Below are 17738 nucleotides of genomic sequence, written 5' to 3'. Positions count from 1 at the left end.
AGCTGGAATTAATCGAGTGTCTGAATCTTCTCCATTGCTTCTTTCATGATCGCAACTTCTTTCATCATGCGTGAGTAAGTCTTTTCATTCAACGATTGGGGACCGTCTGACCAAGCATTTGCAGGATCAGGATGGATCTCTACGATCATGCCATCTGCTCCGCTTGCCACACCCGCACGAGCCATTGGTGGTACAAGATCCCAAATTCCTGTACCATGACTTGGATCAACAATCACAGGGAAATGAGTTAATTTTTTCATCAATGGGACAGCACTTAAATCAAACGTATTACGTGTCGCTGTTTCGTAAGTCCGAATCCCACGTTCGATAAAAATGACAGGAGATTTGTCTTCGACTGCAATGTATTCTGCAGCATTAAGCCATTCATTGATCGTACCGGAAATTCCACGTTTCAATCCAACAGGTTTACCTGTTTTACCGACAGCAGATAGCAGTTTAAAATTTTGCATATTACGTGCGCCAATCTGTAGGATATCGCTGTACTCAGCCACCATGTCGATATGCCCTTCATCCATCACTTCAGTAATCACTTTCATTCCAAATTCATCAGCCGCTTGATGGATGTATTTCAATCCTTCTTCTTCTAAACCTTGGAAAGCATATGGAGAAGTACGTGGTTTGAAGGCACCACCTCGCAGAATTTTTGCGCCCCCGGCTTTGGCCATTCGCGCACATTCTCTGATTTGGTCTAATCCTTCGATAGAACAAGGACCAGCCATCGTCACGAAACTGCCGTCACCAATTTTTACTCCGTCTACATCCACGACTGTATTGCCAGGATGGAATTCTCGAGAAGTCAATTTGTATGTGTTTAAAATACGCACAGCATTTTCTACTCCTTCATAGCGTGTAAATGCTCCTTCTTGTAAACTTCGCGTATCACCTTTTAGTCCAATCACTACTCGTTCTGTTCCTTGATCGATTGAGACTTTGAATCCTTCTTTTTCGATATGATCGACGACTTTTTTTATTTGTTCTTCCGTTGCTTCTTTTTTCATAATTACTATCATTGTTTTTCCCGCTTTCTTTTGTTTACTTATCTATCTTGGCTGATTTTCTCTACTTTTTCAAGGTGGTTTTACATTAATTCCTACTAAATGACCGTGTCCTGTTGTTCTCATTTTCGCTCCTTCTTTCCTACTTATGACCCAGATAATCAACAAAAAAAGATGTCCCTGTAGGAAATTGCCTCTACAGTGAACATCTTCAACGAGCCTTAAAAAGCGCTGCAAAAATATAAAATAGCCACTATAGATGAATTTCTCTACGTGGCTGTAAGTCGTGTTTAAAAATCTTTAGCCATCATAGATACAAACCTGGTTTGTTTGTACCCACGAAGTCATGAATACAAACCTATCTAAAATAGCTAAAGTAATACGTATTCAGTTTTGTAAGTTTTCTAGATTTCATAAAAAATCGCTCCAAACTGATGTAAGAATTGTACCTAGTATAGACATAAAAAAATCGACTGTCAATCATTTTTATGAAACTTTTTTTAATTTTCTGATAGTTAACTTTGTTTTTCAGAAAAATAACAATTGGTTTTATTAAAGAAAATAGTCATGAACAAAAGTATCTGAGAACTTTTTTACTCTCTTGTTCATGACATATAGAATAAAGCAGCTTTGTCTTGTACACTCCGTTTTTCAAATAATAATCTAAAGATTGCTACTGAATAATAAAGCCGATTTCATGGTCCTCTTCGCTGCTGATTCGGTAAGGTGACTCAATATCCGCTCCCCAGCTATTGATACCCCCGACTCCTCTTACTTTTGCAAAAATCGTAAGAACCGTTCGTCTTTCTGGCGGTAGTTCTTCTATATGTGTTGCCTGTTCCAGTTCTTCTGCTTTGAATGGTAAAGCGGAAAAAGCAAATGGCGTATCCTGCTGTTCAAATCGCAACGAAAAATCTTCTTGATCTTTATCCGTATTATCCAACGTTTGATTTCTTGTTAGTTCTACCCATTTCGTTTCCATATGCATGCCGCATTCTTGGGGAACAAGGTATGGGGAAACGGGGAGTCCTGCCACTTTATAAATACCTTCGACACCACCAGCCATCCGATCCGGATATGTTTCCCCTGATAGGCCTTCATACTCAAAAAATTTTGCTTTCGTTGGCATAATGAACCTTAAACCCAATGCGGGTAATTCCGGTAATCCTTTTTGTCCATAATAATGCATATTGACAAGCATTTTACCCTCTCCAGCGATTTGGTAGGAAATTGTCACTTGGGTTTTTGGTACTGTGTTGATTTCCAGTGTAAAAATGATTTCAACCGTTTCAGCGTATTCATTACTTGAATATTGATTATTTACTGGAGCAATCGGCAAATCGATCTTTTTATTGTCCACCAGTACTTCTATTTCTTTGACTTTTGGATACAATCCGGCTCCTAACCACATACCGGATTTAAATCCAAATCCGCTACCTCTGTCATTATCGGTCGTTGCTCGCCAAAAAACTGGAAGTGTTTCCCGGTATAGCCATTCTTTTCCGTTTTTATTGAGCGATTCCAGTCCGCCTCTTGTATAAGAAAAAATATAATGCGTATTCCCCGATTTGACACCTAATGTACAGTCGCCGAAAACGATTGCAACTTTTTCCGTATCCATATGACTTTTATTTACTGTATTTTTCATAATAATATCTTACCTCCTGCATGGCGGGTTTTTCTTGTCCATCTGCAAAAACGATCCCATTCCCTGAGAATTCATAGTCACTTGGTTTATCGTCAAAGTCACCGCCATAGCGCATCACTTCTCTACCAGTGATTGGATCAGTCACTTGGATCGCCTGATCTTTAAAATCCCATATATAGCCTCCTTGGTACATTTCATAACGATCAAGCAACGTCATGTAAGAATCCATTCCACCTAACGAATTCCCCATGTCATGCATATACTCGCATAGGATGAACGGTTTTTCCGCTTTATTTTCAAGGTAGTCAATGATCTCTTCTGGTGGCGCATACATGCAGCTTTTTACATCTGAAATCGAATCTTCGAATGCTGGATTTGGAAAATTCCCTTCATAATGGACAAGTCGATCGGGGTCTACTTTTTTGAAGTAATCGTTCATTTGTCGAATGTTTTCTTCTGCATAAGATTCATTTCCAAGAGACCAAAAAAGAATACTTGGATGGTTTTTTAATGTTTCGAAATTCGTTTTTGCTCGATCAAGAACAGCCGCCTGCCACTGAGGTACTGCACCTGGTACGTTGTAAGAAGGCTCAAATGCGCCCATTTTTTGCCATGAGCCATGGGATTCGAGGTTCGTTTCCGCCATCACATGGATTCCTGCTTGGTCGCATAAATAATACCAAGTGATCTGGTTGGGGTAATGAGATGTCCGTACGCCGTTGATCTTTGCATTTTTTATGATAGCCAAATCTTTTTCCATATCTTCTATAGTGATGGCGCGTCCTTTTTTCGGATGCCACTCATGTCGATTTACTCCGTTGATGATCATTCGCTTTCCATTGAAGTATATGATTTTATCTTTGATTTCGATTTTACGAAAACCGAAGGAATAGTCAATATATTCTGTTACTCTTTTTTCTTCGTCTATCGTCTCCAATTCAAGCTTATATAAATTGGGCTGAAAATGCCCCCACAGTGCCACATTTTCAAATCCATCGATGCGAATCGTCATTTGCTCTTTTAACGGATATTGCTGTTGATAGATTTCCTTCCCATCAGGATCTAGTATCGCTACATTCAGCTGACTGTTTTTGGCTACTTGCTCAAAAGACAAATCTACTTCAAGTTTGCCATTTTGACATTTGTCATCTAAGCGAGGTTTGATCCAAAGATCTTCTAAATGGTTTTGTCCTCGAGCAACTAAGAAGACATCTCTGAAGATCCCAAAAAATCGGAAAAAGTCCTGATCTTCCAAGAATGCAGCTGTACTTCTTTTGTAAACCTCCACAGCTAGAATATTTTCTTCTTCCAAATAAGGTGTTAAATCAAATTCAGACGGAGTGAACGAATCTTCGGCATACCCGATAAAATGACCATTCAACCAAATAAACATTGCTTGTTCTACACCAGCAAAATGAATCGAGATTTGTTTTCCCTTTAGACCTTCTTCTAATCGAAAAGTCGTCAAATACGAACCAACCGGATTGTCTTTAGCAGCTGAAAAGATCCCTTCCGCCTCTTTCTCAGGGCTTGTCGTGAAAGGGGGACGGCGAAATACATGTCTCTCCCACGGATACATCGTATTGATGTAATGGATCTTGTCATAATTTGCTAATTCAATATGACTAGGAACAGTGATTTCATCAAAAGAACAGGCATCAAAATCTTTTTTATAAAATGTTTTTGGACGTACCGAAGGATTTGGCGAATAACAAAAACGCCATGTTCCATTTAAAGACTGTTTAAGGGAGGATGTGGTTTCTACTTCTTCCCTTGTTGCATAGCAAACATGATCGCTATGTGCATTTGATTGGTTCACTCTAAAAACTTGTGGATCATCTAACCATTTTATATTTGCTTTCATACTTTTTTCCTTCTCTCTCATAACTTTTTGAAATGAAGCAGTTCTGTTTGGAAATCACCTTGAAAATCGGGGAAGTAAAGTCCAACTGTCATCAATTCGGCCCCCGAAAATATCCGCTTCGAGGTCTGTTCCTGATAAAGTGCCTCATCATCTAACCCCATCAGATATACTTCATGGAACGCTGGTTGAGCTGAAGCTAGTATCCTCCCTAAAAACACAATAGCTTCATCTTGTTTAGGAGACACAAACATCCATGCGGCAATATTTTCTTCAAAAGGACTCGCCAAACGATAATAATGGCCATACTGGATCACCGGACGAATCGTTTAATAGGATATAATTTGGTCTTTGACTTGCTTTTTTTCTTCAGGAGACAACTTTGTCAAATCCAGTTCATAACCAAAAACAGCGCTCATAGCTGTTTCTCCTCTTGTTTTCAACGAAGTAGATCTGTCGGTCTGATGATTTGGCACAGCTGATACATGAGCTGTGATGGACGAAATCGGATAAGCAAGACTTGTTCCATATTGGATTTTCATACGCTCCACTGCATCCGTGTTATCACTTGTCCATGACTGCGGCATATAATAAATAAACCCGGCATCAAACCGTCCACCTCCACCAGAACAGCCTTCCCATAAGATTTCCGGATAATCAGTTGTCAAATGTTCAAGTAGTTCATAAAGCCCGAGCATATAACGATGCGCTACTTCTCCTTGTCTCTGTGGGTCAAGGGTAATCGAATAGACATCTGAAAGCGAACGGTTCATATCCCATTTGATGTAGTCAAGAGGAATCGTATCTAAAATCTTTCTCATTTGTTTCTCAATCGTCTGCCGAACATCTAACCTTGTAAAATCCAGTACATGTTGTGATCTGGAAGCAGAAGGCATTCTACCTGGCTCCTGCATAAGAAAATCAGAATGTGTTCGATACAGTTCAGAATCAACCGAGATCATTTCAGGTTCAAACCATAAACCAAATTTCAACCCTTTGCTATGAGCATAATCTGCTATTTCACGTAATCCATTTGTCAACTTGCCTTCATACTCGAACCAGTCTCCTAATGAAGAATTGTCCGCATCTCTTTTTCCAAACCAGCCATCATCTAATACGAACATTTCGATGCCTAGCTCCTTTGCTTCATCAATGATCGCCTTGATTTTTTCACTATTGAAGTCAAAGTAAGTGGCTTCCCAGTTATTGACCAGAATCGGCCGTTCAGCAAATTGATGACGACCTCTTGCGATTCTTTCACGTAGCAACTCATGGTGGATCTGACTCATTTTGTTCAATCCCTGACTTGAGTAAGAAAGGATCATTTCAGGTGTTTGAAAAGACTGGCCTGCATTCAATTCCCACGAAAAACGATGGCTGTTGATCCCACCGACGACTCTCAATTGATTGATTTGATCTTTTTCAAGTTCGAAAGAATGGTTGCCGGAATAAACAAATTGAAGTCCGATCGCTTCTCCAGTATTTTCTGTCGTATGATGATGAACTAAAGCAATAAAGTTATTCATATGGTGACTGCTCGTTCCTCGACGGCTTTCAAATACTTTTGTTCCAGATAAAACAGATTGCCGTGAAATCTGTCTTTCATTGACATGTGCTCCTGGCAAAGCAATGACTTCATCAAATCGCCTAGTATGGGCAAAGTCTAGCTGGAAACTAGCTGCTTTTTCTAGTTTGATTGTTTCTCCGGTTTCATTTCTTATCTTTACAGATCGTGTGATCACTGCTCTATCAGTAAATATGGTATAGAACAAATCGAAATAAATCGCTGTTTCTCTATCCTTAAGTGAAATCATCAACGTTTGTGCCTCTGACTTGTCCATCACATAAGTTTGAGGCAAGCCTTCGATCTCTGGCTTCCCATCTGTAATATAATGGCTGTCATATCTCAGATCCAGTAAGTCTGACCCATTCTTGCGCTGAATGATCGATGCGGGCGTTCGAAAGTCCATGCTGCCATGAGAAGAGTATTCTTGCGGTAGTGTATCTTTCGACAGAGACCGGTCAGTATTTAAGGGAACATTTCCTGAAAATCCACGATCTCTTCGGGGATAATTTTTATTGTCTTTGTACTGCTTGACTGGTTTGCCAAAATAAATATGCGCCAATACATTGCTTTCTTCTATCTTTATCAGATAAGAAAGAAATGTATTTCGTAAATGGAAGACTCGGCTCTTTTCATCAAATAAGATGAAATTTTTATCTGTTTTTCTATGCGTAATATCCATCATTTCACTCCCATCAAAACGGAAACCGTTTACTTTTTTTATAATTCCTGTATACTGTTTACTAAACAATTTTGTCAATAGAAATTTTTTATTTTTTTGAGGAGTGTGTAAAAATGGTTGGAATTAGAGATGTCGCACGAAAGGCAAATGTCTCTCCTGCTACAGTTTCCCGCGTGTTGAATAACGATCAGACGATCCATGTGGCTCAGGCTACTCGGCAACGGATAGTAGAGGCAGCTGCTGCGTTGGATTATGACATCAGTACTCGTAAATATATCAAAAAGAGAATGCCTTCGATTGGTGTGATCTCTACGATCGGCAAAGCGAGCGAAGAACAGGATATCTATTACAAACATTTGCGAGTAGGGATGGAAGAAGAAGCTCGCCGTCTGCATTTAGGGATGAATCGAATCTATAATCTATCTGATAATCCTAAACAATGGGAAGATCTAGATCAGTTAGGTGCGGTGATCGTTGTTGGGACTGTTACGAAAGAATCGATTACCGCTTTGTTAAAACAAAACATGCAAATAGTCGTCGTGGATAACCCTGACATCCAGCAAGAGGTCGATATGGTCTATGCAGATCTTGAACGGATGACTAAAACCGTACTGGAATTGTTCTTAGAAAATGGCCATAAAAGAATAGCCTATATCGGGGGATATAAAGTCAATATGGATGAATTCGGTGGTAAGCAGATTTCTATAAATGAAAAGAGGATGCGTGCCTATCAGCATTTTATGATCGATCATCACTTAGAAAAATATATGTCTTATCGTCTAGGTGGCTGGACAGAAAAACAAGGTGAGGTACTTGCGACTAATCTATTAGAAAATGAATCCCCTCTTCCTACTGCCATTCTTGTCGGGAGCGATCCAATGGCAATCGGTGTCTATCGGGCATTGAAGCAAAAAAACATCCAAATTGGAGAAGAGATTGTTGTAGCAAGCTTCGATAATATCGAGACAATTGCAAACCTCTCCCCTAGCTTGACCAGTGTTCAAATCAATGCAAAATCAATTGGGCAAGCAGCTGTTCGAATGGCATTGGAGCGAATTGACGGTATACGTGATGAACCGATCATTTTGACTTATCCCGCGCGATTGATTGTTCGGGATAGTTTTATCCCAAGAACAAAAAAATATTGAAAAAGAGGTTGTGAAAAAGCCGCTTAGTTTCTTCATACTCAAAACTAAACGGCAGGATCACAGCCTCTTACTTATACTTATTCACAAAATCCAATGTCTGCTGGTAACAATTTTGCGATTCTTTTAACGTGTAATCAAATTGATATTCATGAGTAATCTCTTTTTTTGTATCTGTATAAAACAAGGATTGCACGGGTACTTTTAATTCTGTCAATCGGTTTTCTAATGCTTGACCTTGTTCTTGGAATGAGTAAGCATTTCCGTCAGTTATATACGTTGGCGGAAATTCCTTAGAAACATGGTCAGCCACACTGGCTTCTTTCAATTGCTCACTCGTTTTCCAATCTTTTGTTCCAATCAACGACCACGCAACGGTTTTGACGAAAAACTTCATAAATCGATCATCCGAATGCTGCTGTGCTGTTAGCTTCAAATCAACAGGTCCGCAATAAGAAATGGTTCCTTTCAGACTATCTTTTGGAAGTAGCTGTTTGATTTTCATTTGTTTAGCATACGCGTCATTCGTTTGTATAGCTGCATATTGCAATGCGATTTGTGAACCTGCACTATCTCCACCAAAAAATAGTTGTTCCATGTCTAGCAATTTGTCGTCTTTTTCTTCAGCTAATAAATCTTTGATCAGTTCATTCACTTGAAGAACTTGATTAGGGTATTCTGAATCAGGCGCTAATTCATAATTCATCGCAACTACTGCGATGTTGGCGTCTGAAACTAATTTTGTCGCAAATTCTTTGACACCCGATTTATCTCCGCCGACGAATCCTCCACCATGTACCCAAAATAGAACAGGAACAGGCCCCTTGCTGTTTTTTGGATAGTAGATGTCATAGGTATTCTCTTTATACTTGGACTCATACGTCAAATCTGTTTTTTTCGCCACGTTTTTTTCTGCTTGATCGAACGTTTTTTTATCAGTGATTTGAACAGTATTTGAAAACATATGGTTGATCAAGAATGCTCCAGGTCTGGGGGAAAGCTGGAAGGCAAGAAAGATTGCAAACGCGATCCCAAGAATGATTCCGAAGAACCATCCGATAAATTTAAGAATTTTCTTTTTCATAAGGCTCCCTCAGTAGTTAGTATTAAGCATTCTGATTATACCATAGTGTTATTTCCTATCAAGCTCTCCTAGATGATTTAATGATTTTACCCAAACTTCTTCTGCAATGCTTTTGACAAAAGAAATTTTTTCCATTGTTCTTCAAACAAAACATTTTCTTCTGTTGAAGCAAATCCACATTGAGGACTTAAGCACAAACGATCCAAAGGCAGATATCGTGTCGCTTCGTAGATCCGGTCAATCACTTGCTGGTGCTCTTCCAGTTCGCCATTTTTCATTGCAGTCAAAATCTAAGACAACTAATTTATCTTCAGAGACTTTCTCTAAAAGAACAAAACTCCCAGCACGTTCACTATCGTATTCTAAATAATAGGCACGGACATTTTCTTGAGTAAAATAATGGGTCTGCTACGTCGTCATAACCTCCTGATGCCGCCCAAATCGAATAATAATTTCCGCGTCAAACATGTATATTTAGTGTTGAATCATTTGAGAATATGAAAATAAAAATCTTTTTGATCAATCAATTAATCAAATTGAAATAACGAAAAATCTGAGACAGAATGACGTTCATTCTGACCCAGATTTGATTTTGCACAACTCAAAAGTCCTTATTGGCAAATCGCCAAAATAATGTAGACTAACTAAAAAGACTAAGAAACAATAACAAAAGTTAACGCTTCTTAGTCTTTCTTTAGCACGTCTATTTATTAAAGATTTTAGGGCCTTTTCTCATGTTTTTACGATCATTCTTAGGTGTTTCCATTTGTTTGGATCGGCCTCCACCTTGTTTCTTTTTGATCAATTCTTTCATTTTTTCTTTTTGGTCCATTTTTATTCTCCTTTAACGAATGAAGCGACTAATTCGATATGATGGGTTTGCGGGAAAAGATCTACAGGCTGAACTTTCTTCACAACATAACCTGCTTCTGCAAATAACTTAGCATCTCTTGCAAAAGTTGCTGGATTACAAGAGATATAGACGATTCGTTCTGGTGACATTTCGATTGCTGATTCAATAAAATGATGATCTAATCCTTTACGTGGAGGGTCTACTACGATCACAGATGGTTTGACCCCTTTTTCTTGCCATTTTTTCATGACTTTTTCTGCTTTTCCGACTTCATAATGAACATTTTCGATTTTATTATTTAAGGCATTGAACTGTGCATCTTCAATTGCTTCTGGAATAACTTCCATCCCATATACCTTATCTACTCTGTCAGCTAGAGACAATCCGATTGTACCTATTCCTGAATAAGCATCGATCACAATGTCTTTTTTATCCAACTCGGCAAATTCGATGGCTGTTTGGTACAAATACTCTGCTTGTTGAGTATTTACTTGATAAAATGACTTCGCTGAGATTCGATAGGTTTTTCCTAATAGCTGATCTTCGATATAGTCTCTGCCGTATAAAACTTTTTCTTTGTCTCCTAAAATCACATTTGTTTTTTCTTCATTGATATTTTGGATGACCGAAACCACTTCTGGCAATTCTTCATGAATGGCTTCAGCAATTTCCTTGGATTTAAAGAATTTTTCTTTACGAGTAACTAAAACGACCATCATTTCATGGGAATAATGACCACGACGGATAATGATGTGACGAAGCTGTCCTTCATTTTTTTCTTCATTATATCCTCGTACTTGGAACCGTTGCAAGATATCTCTGACTACTTTGATTGCTTGATCGATGACAGGATCTTGGATATAAAAATCTTCGATAGGGACTAGATCATGGCTATTCTTTTTGTAAAAACCGGTGGCTAACTGTCCATCGATACGGCGAACAGGGATCTGTGCTTTATTACGGTAGCCAAATGGTTCTGCCATTCCGACCGTTGGAAGTACAGGAACTTCTGGCATCTTAGCAATCTTCGCCATTACATGCTCTACTTGTTTTTGTTTGAAGACAAGCTGTTGTTCATACTTCAAATGGGCTAAAGGTGCGATACCTGTGCGAAGTAATGTATTGTTTTCTACAGGCTGACGATCAGGTGATTGTGTAATAAATGTTTCGACTTTTCCATATCCAAACTTATTGCCTGCTTTTACTACTAGTATTTCTACTTCTTCTCCAGGGAGTGCATTTTCGATAAATAATGGATAACCATCGATTTTTGCTACCCCCATTCCTTCATAACTCAAGTCGACGATTTCGACTGTATATCGTTCGTTTTTCTTTACTATTTGCTGTTCTGTCATATTTTGCTCCTTTAAGCCTATTTTTCAATCCTACTGAACTCTACTATAAATCAGCTAATTACACAACTAAAACCGGCACTGACCTTACTACGTTCAGCACCGGCTTTTGATTAATTCTTTTGATTAGGTGTTTCGTCTGCTATTTTTCCGTCACCGTCGATATCTTCATCCGTTAAACGTTCGACTTCTTTTACAAATTCTTTGCTAACAACCTCTAATTCTTCTTCATCTGTGCCTGTGATTGCTTCATCAGGAATCTGATCGGTATTGGCAAAGAACTCAATATGCTGATGAAGATTTTGGAAATGCATCGGTGCTTCCCCGCCATATTCACCATCTAAGTTGATCATTACTGGTCGATTGATATCATCTTCTGTTTCGACGAACAAACTGCTTGTTTTGGTATAGATTACTCTTGGATCATCGACATGTCGACCGCCATTCAGCATGAGTGCCGCAATATGCAAGATCTCAAAGATATTTGCTGTCTTCACAATGATTAAAGAAAACTTCCCATCATCCAATTTGGCATCTGGCGCGATCTGTTCGAATCCTCCAACAGAGTTCGTCAGCCCTAGGAAAAACATCGAAGCATTTCCGATATATTCCCCTTCATCATACTTCAAGCGCATTTTGATGGGCTTTACTCGAGGGAGCATCTCTGCTCCTTTTGCAAGATAAGCAAGATAACCAAAAATACTCTTTAGTTCTGATGGAACTTCATAAGTCAATTCTGTCAAATAGCCACCGGCAGCGATATTGATGAAGTAACTGTTATCAGAAAGGCCGATGTCCATTTTTACGGTTTGATGCTTTTTAATCACTTCTGCTGCTGCTTTAATATTATCTCTAGGAATTTTTAATGCTCGAGCATAGTCGTTCGTTGTACCAGCTGGGATGATGGCCATTTTAGGACGGTGTTCAAGCGGAGCGATTCCATTAACCACTTCGTTGATTGTACCATCGCCACCAGCTGCCACTACTAGATCAAAACCTAGTTCTGCGACTCTACGTGCTTCATTCTTGGCTGAATCAGGTTCTGGTGTAGTTGCATAGGCGCTGGCTTCAAATCCTGCTTCTTCTAATGCCTGTAGGATATCCGCCAAATTTTTTTTCAATAATTCTTTTCCCGAGGTGGGGTTATAAATTACGCGTGCTTTTTTCATTTTCAGCCTCTATCGTTTCGCTAATTCATCTTTAAGTAGCTTGTTCACGACACCAGGATTTGCTTGTCCTTTAGTTGCTTTCATGATTTGACCGACTAGGAAGCCAACCGCACGATCTTTTCCATTTTTGAAATCATCGACAGATTGTTGGTTGTTATCCAAAATTTCATTAATGATTGGCAGTAGTTTGTTCGGATCAGATAATTGCACCCAACCATTTTTTTCAACTACTTCTTGGGCTTCTCCGCCATTTGTGATCAATTCACGGAAGACTTTTTTGGCAATTTTTGAGCTGATCGTTCCATCGGCGATCAAACGAATCATTCCTGCTAAGTTCTCAGGTGTCAATTTTGTCTCAGCTAATTCCAGTTTCTCACTGTTCAAGTAAGCAGAAACTTCACCCATCAACCAGTTAGATGCTTGCTTGGCATCTGCACCATTTTCCAAAACAGCTTCAAAGAAATCAGACATTTCTTTTGTAAGTGTCAATACCATTGCGTCATACTCTGGAAGACCAAACTCACGGATATAGCGTTCGCGACGAGAAGCTGGCATCTCAGGCAAACTAGCTTTTACTTTTTGAATCCATTCGTCATCGATCACGAATTTCGGGATATCAGGCTCTGGGAAGTAACGATAATCACTAGACCCTTCTTTGACACGCATCAAAACTGTTTTATTCGTTGTTTCGTCAAAACGGCGTGTTTCTTGTTGGATTTCTCCTCCTGAAAGAAGAACTTTTGCTTGACGTTTTTCTTCAAAAGCTAAACCTTTTTTCACGAAAGATAAAGAGTTCAAGTTTTTCAATTCTGCTTTCGTACCGAACTCTTCTTGTCCATAAGGGCGAAGAGAAATATTGGCATCACAGCGCATAGAGCCTTCTTCCATTTTCACATCGCTGACTTCTGTAAATTGGATAATTGATCGCAATGCTTCTAGATAAGCGTATGCTTCTTCTGGTGAACGCATATCAGCTTCAGAAACGATTTCGATCAAAGGCGTGCCTTGTCGGTTCAAATCAACGTAAGAATAACCGCCAATACCATGCATGTTTTTTCCAGCATCTTCTTCTAAATGGACACGTTCGATCCGGATTTTTTTCTTTTTACCTTCTACTTCGATTTCAATCCATCCGTCATGACCGATTGGTTGATCAAATTGGGAAATTTGATATGCTTTTGGATTATCTGGGTAAAAGTAATTTTTCCGGTCAAAATGAGTATCTTTAGAGATTTCACAGTTTAATGCCAAAGCTGCTTTCATCCCGAATTCCAGCGCAGCTTTATTCATTACTGGCAGCACGCCTGGATAACCCCAGTCGATCACGTTTGTATTGCTGTTTGGTTCTGCACCAAAATGAGCTGGCGCTGGAGAGAAAATTTTTGAGTTGGTTTTTAACTCGACGTGGACTTCTAGTCCAATGACTGTTTCAAAATTCATTCGTCTTTCCCTCCTAAAATAGCTGGTTGTTGTGTGTGGAATTCTGTTGCTTGTTCAAACGCATATGCCGCTTGATACATCGTTTTTTCATCAAAATAATTACCGATGATCTGCAATCCAACTGGTAATCCTTCTGATAAACCTGCCGGTACAGACATACCTGGAAGCCCAGCCAAGTTGACAGGGATCGTTAAGATGTCACTCATGTACATTGTGATTGGATCGTTAATGTTCTCACCGATTCCGAATGCAACTGTTGGTGAAGATGGCCCGATGATCAAGTCATAATCTGCAAAGACTTTTTCAAAATCTCGTTTGATCAATGTACGGACTTGTCCTGCTTTTTTGAAGTAAGCGTCATAATAACCCGCACTTAAGGAGAATGTACCTAACATGATACGGCGTTTTACTTCTTCACCGAATCCTTCTGAACGTGAGTTGACATATACATCATCTAATGATTTCACATTTTCAGAGCGATAACCGTAGCGGATACCATCGAATCGTTGCAAGTTGGAACTTGCTTCTGATGAGGCAATGATATAATAAACAGCCACACCGTATTTTGAATGAGGCAAGCTGACTTCTTCCACAACAGCACCTAATGAACGGAATGTTTCTGCTGCTTTCAATACAGCTTCTTTTACGCCAGGGGCCACACCTTCGCCTAAGTATTCTTTAGGTAAAGCAATCTTCATTCCTTTGATGTCGCCTGTCAGTCCCTCTGCAAAATTAGGAACTGAAACGCCTGAAGAAGTACCGTCTTTTTCGTCATAACCGCTGATAGCTGTCAATGCTAATGCATTATCTTTCACCGTACGGGTCATTGGTCCAATTTGGTCAAGAGATGAAGCAAAGGCAATCAAACCAAAACGTGAGACACGGCCATAAGTAGGTTTCATCCCTACGATGCCGTTAAAAGCTGCTGGTTGGCGGATACTTCCCCCAGTATCACTACCTAAAGAAACTGGAATTTGTCCAGCTGCAACTGCTGCTGCAGAACCACCAGAAGAGCCACCAGGTACTTTTGTTGGGTCCCAAGCATTTTTTGTTTTCTTGAAATAAGAAGTTTCTGTACTTCCACCCATAGCAAATTCATCCATGTTTAGCTTACCAACAGGGATCATATCTGCTTGATAGATTTTATCCATGACCGTTGCATCATAAATTGGTTCAAAATTGTAAAGGATCTTAGATGCAGCGGTTGTCAAGATATCTTTTGTTACGATATTATCCTTGATACCAATTGGAATACCAGCAAGGACGTTGCTTTCATCAATCCCTTTTTCATCTAAAGCTTTTGCCTGTTCCAATGCTTTTTCTTCGTTCAATGTAATGAATGCTTCGACCTCAGGCTCTGTTTCTTTGATTCGTTCAAATGTTGCTTTTGTCAAATCTTGTACAGTGATTTCTTTCGATACAAGCATATGATGCAGTTCTTCTAGAGAACGATTGTGTAATTCTGTCATTATGCGCCAGCCTCCCCATTATCGATGATTGCGGGTACTTTGATAAAGCCGTCTTCTGTTTCCGGCACATTTTTCAATAATTCATCGCGGTTCCATCCAGCTTGCGCCCGATCTTGTCGCATCACGTTTACTGTTTCAACCACATTCGACGTAAATGGAACACCTTCTGTATCTACTTCTTCCAGCATTTCAACCATATCGATGATTTTACCTAATTGGTCGGTAAAACTTGCAAGTTCTTCATCTGCGAACGCAAGTTTTGCTAATTTGGCAACGTGTTTCACTTGTTCTTCACTAATCGCCATACTACCCCTTCTTTCTAAACGAGTTAAAAACTTTGCTCTCTATTTTAACACAAGAGTGCCGTGTCTGAAATTGTTTATTGAAATTTGTCTGAAAAAACTCATTTTTCATTCTTCTACTGAGCGACTTTTAGCCAATGCATCTGCCATTTGATCTTCTGTCCAAACTTCGATTCCTAATTCTTGTGCTTTGGTCAGCTTGCTGCCAGCATCTTCTCCTGCTACCACGATATCCGTTTTTTTCGATACGCTACCAGTCACTTTCCCGCCAAGATTTTCGATCGTCTCTTTTGCTTCTTCACGAGTAAATCGTGTTAGTTTACCAGTAAGGACTACTGTTTTTTCTTTAAAAGGAGACTCGACTTCTTGCAATTGGGCATTTCGAAGCCCTTTGTATTCGAAATTGACGCCTGCTTGTTTTAATTCATTCATCAATTCATGGACTTCTTCGTTACTGAAATAAGTGACTACACTGTCGGCAATGATATCACCGATCGTATCAAGCGCAATAATCGACTCATAGTCACTTTTACTCAATGTTTCTAGATCACCGAAATGTTCTGCTAAAATTTTTGCTGCTTTCGCTCCGACATGTCGGATTCCTAACCCGAAAATCAACCGCTCGACCGAATTATCTTTGCTGTTGTCGATTGCTGTCAAAATATTATTTGCTGATTTTTCTTTTATTTTGTCCAACGTCAATAACTCTTCTTCTGTCAATTTGTAAAGATCAGCAACATCTGCTACTAGTTTTTTATCATACATCTGTTCAAGTACGCGCGGCCCCAACCCATCGATATTCATCGCATTTCTTGAAACAAAGTGGTTCAAACCTTCTTTCATTTGAGCAGGGCATTTAGGATTGATGCACCGTAAGGCTACTTCTTCATCCAAATGGACAAGTTCACTTCCACAAACTGGACAATGTGTAGGCAATTGGTATTCTTCGCTGTCTTTAGGTCGTTTATCTAACACGACTTGCGAAACTTCTGGGATGATGTCTCCCGCTTTATAAATCAGAACTGTATCTTTCAAGCGGATATCCTTCAACTTAATATAATCACCGTTATGCAGGCTGGCACGGCTTACTGTCGTTCCTGCTACTCGGACTGGCGTCATGATAGCTGTTGGCGTTACTACCCCTGTTCGACCGACTGTCCATTCGATGTTTTCGATTAGCGTTTCAACTTCTTCTGGCGGAAACTTGTAAGCTGCTGCCCATCTCGGTGCTTTGACAGTAAAACCAAGTTGATCTTGTAGCGAGAATTCATTCACTTTGATGACGATTCCATCGATTTCATAGGGCAAATCCACACGTTTGTCATGATATTCTTCAATGTATGACCACACTTCATCAATCGAATGACATAGACGTTTTTCCCGATTCGTGTGGAATCCAATTTTTTCTAGCTCTTCTAGCGCATCATACTGGGTTTTTGCTTGCATAGGACCGAAATCAGCTACTGTGTATAAAAAAGTGTCCAGATTTCTTTTCGCTGTGATTTTAGAATCTAACTGACGCAAAGAACCAGCTGCGGCGTTCCGAGGATTCGCAAAGATATCTTTTCCCTCTGCTTCTCTGTCTTGGTTCAATTGGACAAATGACCGTTTTGGCATGAAACATTCGCCTCTTACTTCGATGTTCATTGGTTCTTTTAATTTGATTGGGACCGACCGGACAGTTTTTAGGTTTTCAGTGATATTTTCTCCTACAGTTCCATCCCCGCGAGTCGCACCTCTCACGAAATTTCCATCTTCATAACGCAAAGAAACGGAAAGTCCATCTATTTTTAGTTCACAGCAATAGTCAACTACACGTCCCACTGCTTTTTGTACACGTTGATCAAAAGCTATCAGCTCTTCTTTGCTGAAAACGTCGTTCAAACTGTAAAGCGGAATATCATGAGTGACTTTTTCAAAACCTTCTAATACTTTTCCGCCTACTCGTTGAGTGGGAGAATCAGACGTGATCAAATCAGGATATTGTTCCTCGATTGCTACTAATTCTGCGTATTCTTTATCATAAACATAGTCTTCCACTGTTGGTTTATCTTCTACGTAGTATTCGCGAGACCATTGGTTCAGTCTTGTACGAAGTTCTTCTGCTCGTTTAGCAGCTTCGTCAATCGTCATTTCATGTTCCATCATTTACC

General features: G+C 39.6%; 13 protein-coding genes and 1 pseudogene. 1 reads left to right on the top strand and 13 read right to left on the bottom strand.

Annotation, left to right across the window (positions count from 1 at the left end; translation table 11 throughout):
- Positions 1–8: 8 nt before the first annotated feature.
- From aroF to IGJ87_RS05215, 4 genes and pseudogenes are all read right to left on the bottom strand, one after another.
- Positions 9–1031, bottom strand: a complete 1023-nt coding sequence (aroF, locus tag IGJ87_RS05230) for a 3-deoxy-7-phosphoheptulonate synthase (protein WP_010721896.1) — start codon at positions 1029–1031, stop codon at positions 9–11.
- A gap of 658 nt (positions 1032–1689) precedes the next feature.
- Positions 1690–2664 (bottom strand): beta-galactosidase small subunit, encoded by a 975-nt coding sequence (locus IGJ87_RS05225; protein ID WP_002324972.1) that lies wholly within the window; start codon positions 2662–2664, stop codon positions 1690–1692.
- Positions 2645–4528 carry a glycoside hydrolase family 2 TIM barrel-domain containing protein gene (locus IGJ87_RS05220; RefSeq protein WP_231476922.1) on the bottom strand — a complete coding sequence of 628 codons (1884 nt, stop codon included), beginning with the start codon at positions 4526–4528 and terminating at the stop codon, positions 2645–2647. Before IGJ87_RS05220 ends, IGJ87_RS05225 begins: the two co-directional genes overlap by 20 nt.
- 17 nt (positions 4529–4545) lie before the next feature.
- Positions 4546–6771: pseudogene (locus IGJ87_RS05215) on the bottom strand (alpha-galactosidase).
- Positions 6772–6884: 113 nt separating this feature from the next.
- Here IGJ87_RS05215 and IGJ87_RS05210 point away from each other — a divergent pair.
- A complete protein-coding gene (locus tag IGJ87_RS05210; RefSeq protein ID WP_002324974.1) occupies positions 6885–7919 on the top strand; it encodes a LacI family DNA-binding transcriptional regulator in 1035 nt (344 codons plus the stop codon).
- Between the two features lie 67 nt (positions 7920–7986).
- Here the strand turns inward: IGJ87_RS05210 and IGJ87_RS05205 are convergent, their stop codons facing one another.
- From IGJ87_RS05205 to ligA, 9 genes are all read right to left on the bottom strand, one after another.
- Positions 7987–9000 carry an alpha/beta hydrolase gene (locus tag IGJ87_RS05205; protein WP_002296415.1) on the bottom strand — a complete coding sequence of 338 codons (1014 nt, stop codon included), beginning with the start codon at positions 8998–9000 and terminating at the stop codon, positions 7987–7989.
- An 86-nt stretch (positions 9001–9086) separates the two neighbouring features.
- Positions 9087–9278, bottom strand: a complete 192-nt coding sequence (locus tag IGJ87_RS05200) for a methionine synthase (protein ID WP_033603396.1) — start codon at positions 9276–9278, stop codon at positions 9087–9089.
- A 425-nt stretch (positions 9279–9703) separates the two neighbouring features.
- Entirely contained in the window at positions 9704–9832 is a 129-nt protein-coding gene (locus IGJ87_RS05195; protein ID WP_002295229.1) for a 30S ribosomal protein S9, read from the bottom strand.
- A gap of 2 nt (positions 9833–9834) precedes the next feature.
- Positions 9835–11208, bottom strand: a complete 1374-nt coding sequence (rlmD, locus tag IGJ87_RS05190) for a 23S rRNA (uracil(1939)-C(5))-methyltransferase RlmD (protein ID WP_223617297.1) — start codon at positions 11206–11208, stop codon at positions 9835–9837.
- A gap of 110 nt (positions 11209–11318) precedes the next feature.
- A complete protein-coding gene (locus tag IGJ87_RS05185; protein WP_002295235.1) occupies positions 11319–12374 on the bottom strand; it encodes a diacylglycerol kinase in 1056 nt (351 codons plus the stop codon).
- A gap of 9 nt (positions 12375–12383) precedes the next feature.
- The gene (gene gatB / locus IGJ87_RS05180; protein ID WP_002288473.1) at positions 12384–13814 is read right to left on the bottom strand and encodes an Asp-tRNA(Asn)/Glu-tRNA(Gln) amidotransferase subunit GatB; all 1431 of its coding nucleotides are present in this window, start codon (positions 13812–13814) and stop codon (positions 12384–12386) included.
- On the bottom strand, positions 13811–15283 hold the full coding sequence (gatA, locus tag IGJ87_RS05175) for an Asp-tRNA(Asn)/Glu-tRNA(Gln) amidotransferase subunit GatA (protein ID WP_002295237.1): 1473 nt from the start codon (positions 15281–15283) through the stop codon (positions 13811–13813). The genes gatB and gatA overlap by 4 nt, the downstream gene beginning before the upstream one ends.
- Positions 15283–15588, bottom strand: coding sequence for an Asp-tRNA(Asn)/Glu-tRNA(Gln) amidotransferase subunit GatC (gene gatC / locus IGJ87_RS05170; protein WP_002288477.1), 306 nt, complete (start codon positions 15586–15588; stop codon positions 15283–15285). The genes gatA and gatC overlap by 1 nt, the downstream gene beginning before the upstream one ends.
- Positions 15589–15693: 105 nt before the next feature.
- Complete coding sequence (ligA, locus tag IGJ87_RS05165; RefSeq protein ID WP_002323115.1) at positions 15694–17730, bottom strand: NAD-dependent DNA ligase LigA; 2037 nt, start codon at positions 17728–17730, stop codon at positions 15694–15696.
- Positions 17731–17738: the final 8 nt, after the last annotated feature.

Source organism: Enterococcus sp. DIV1411a (assembly GCF_050531945.1).
Taxonomy (GTDB): Bacteria; Bacillota; Bacilli; order Lactobacillales; family Enterococcaceae; genus Enterococcus_B; species Enterococcus_B faecium.
This window is presented reverse-complemented; position numbering and strand designations above follow the sequence as displayed.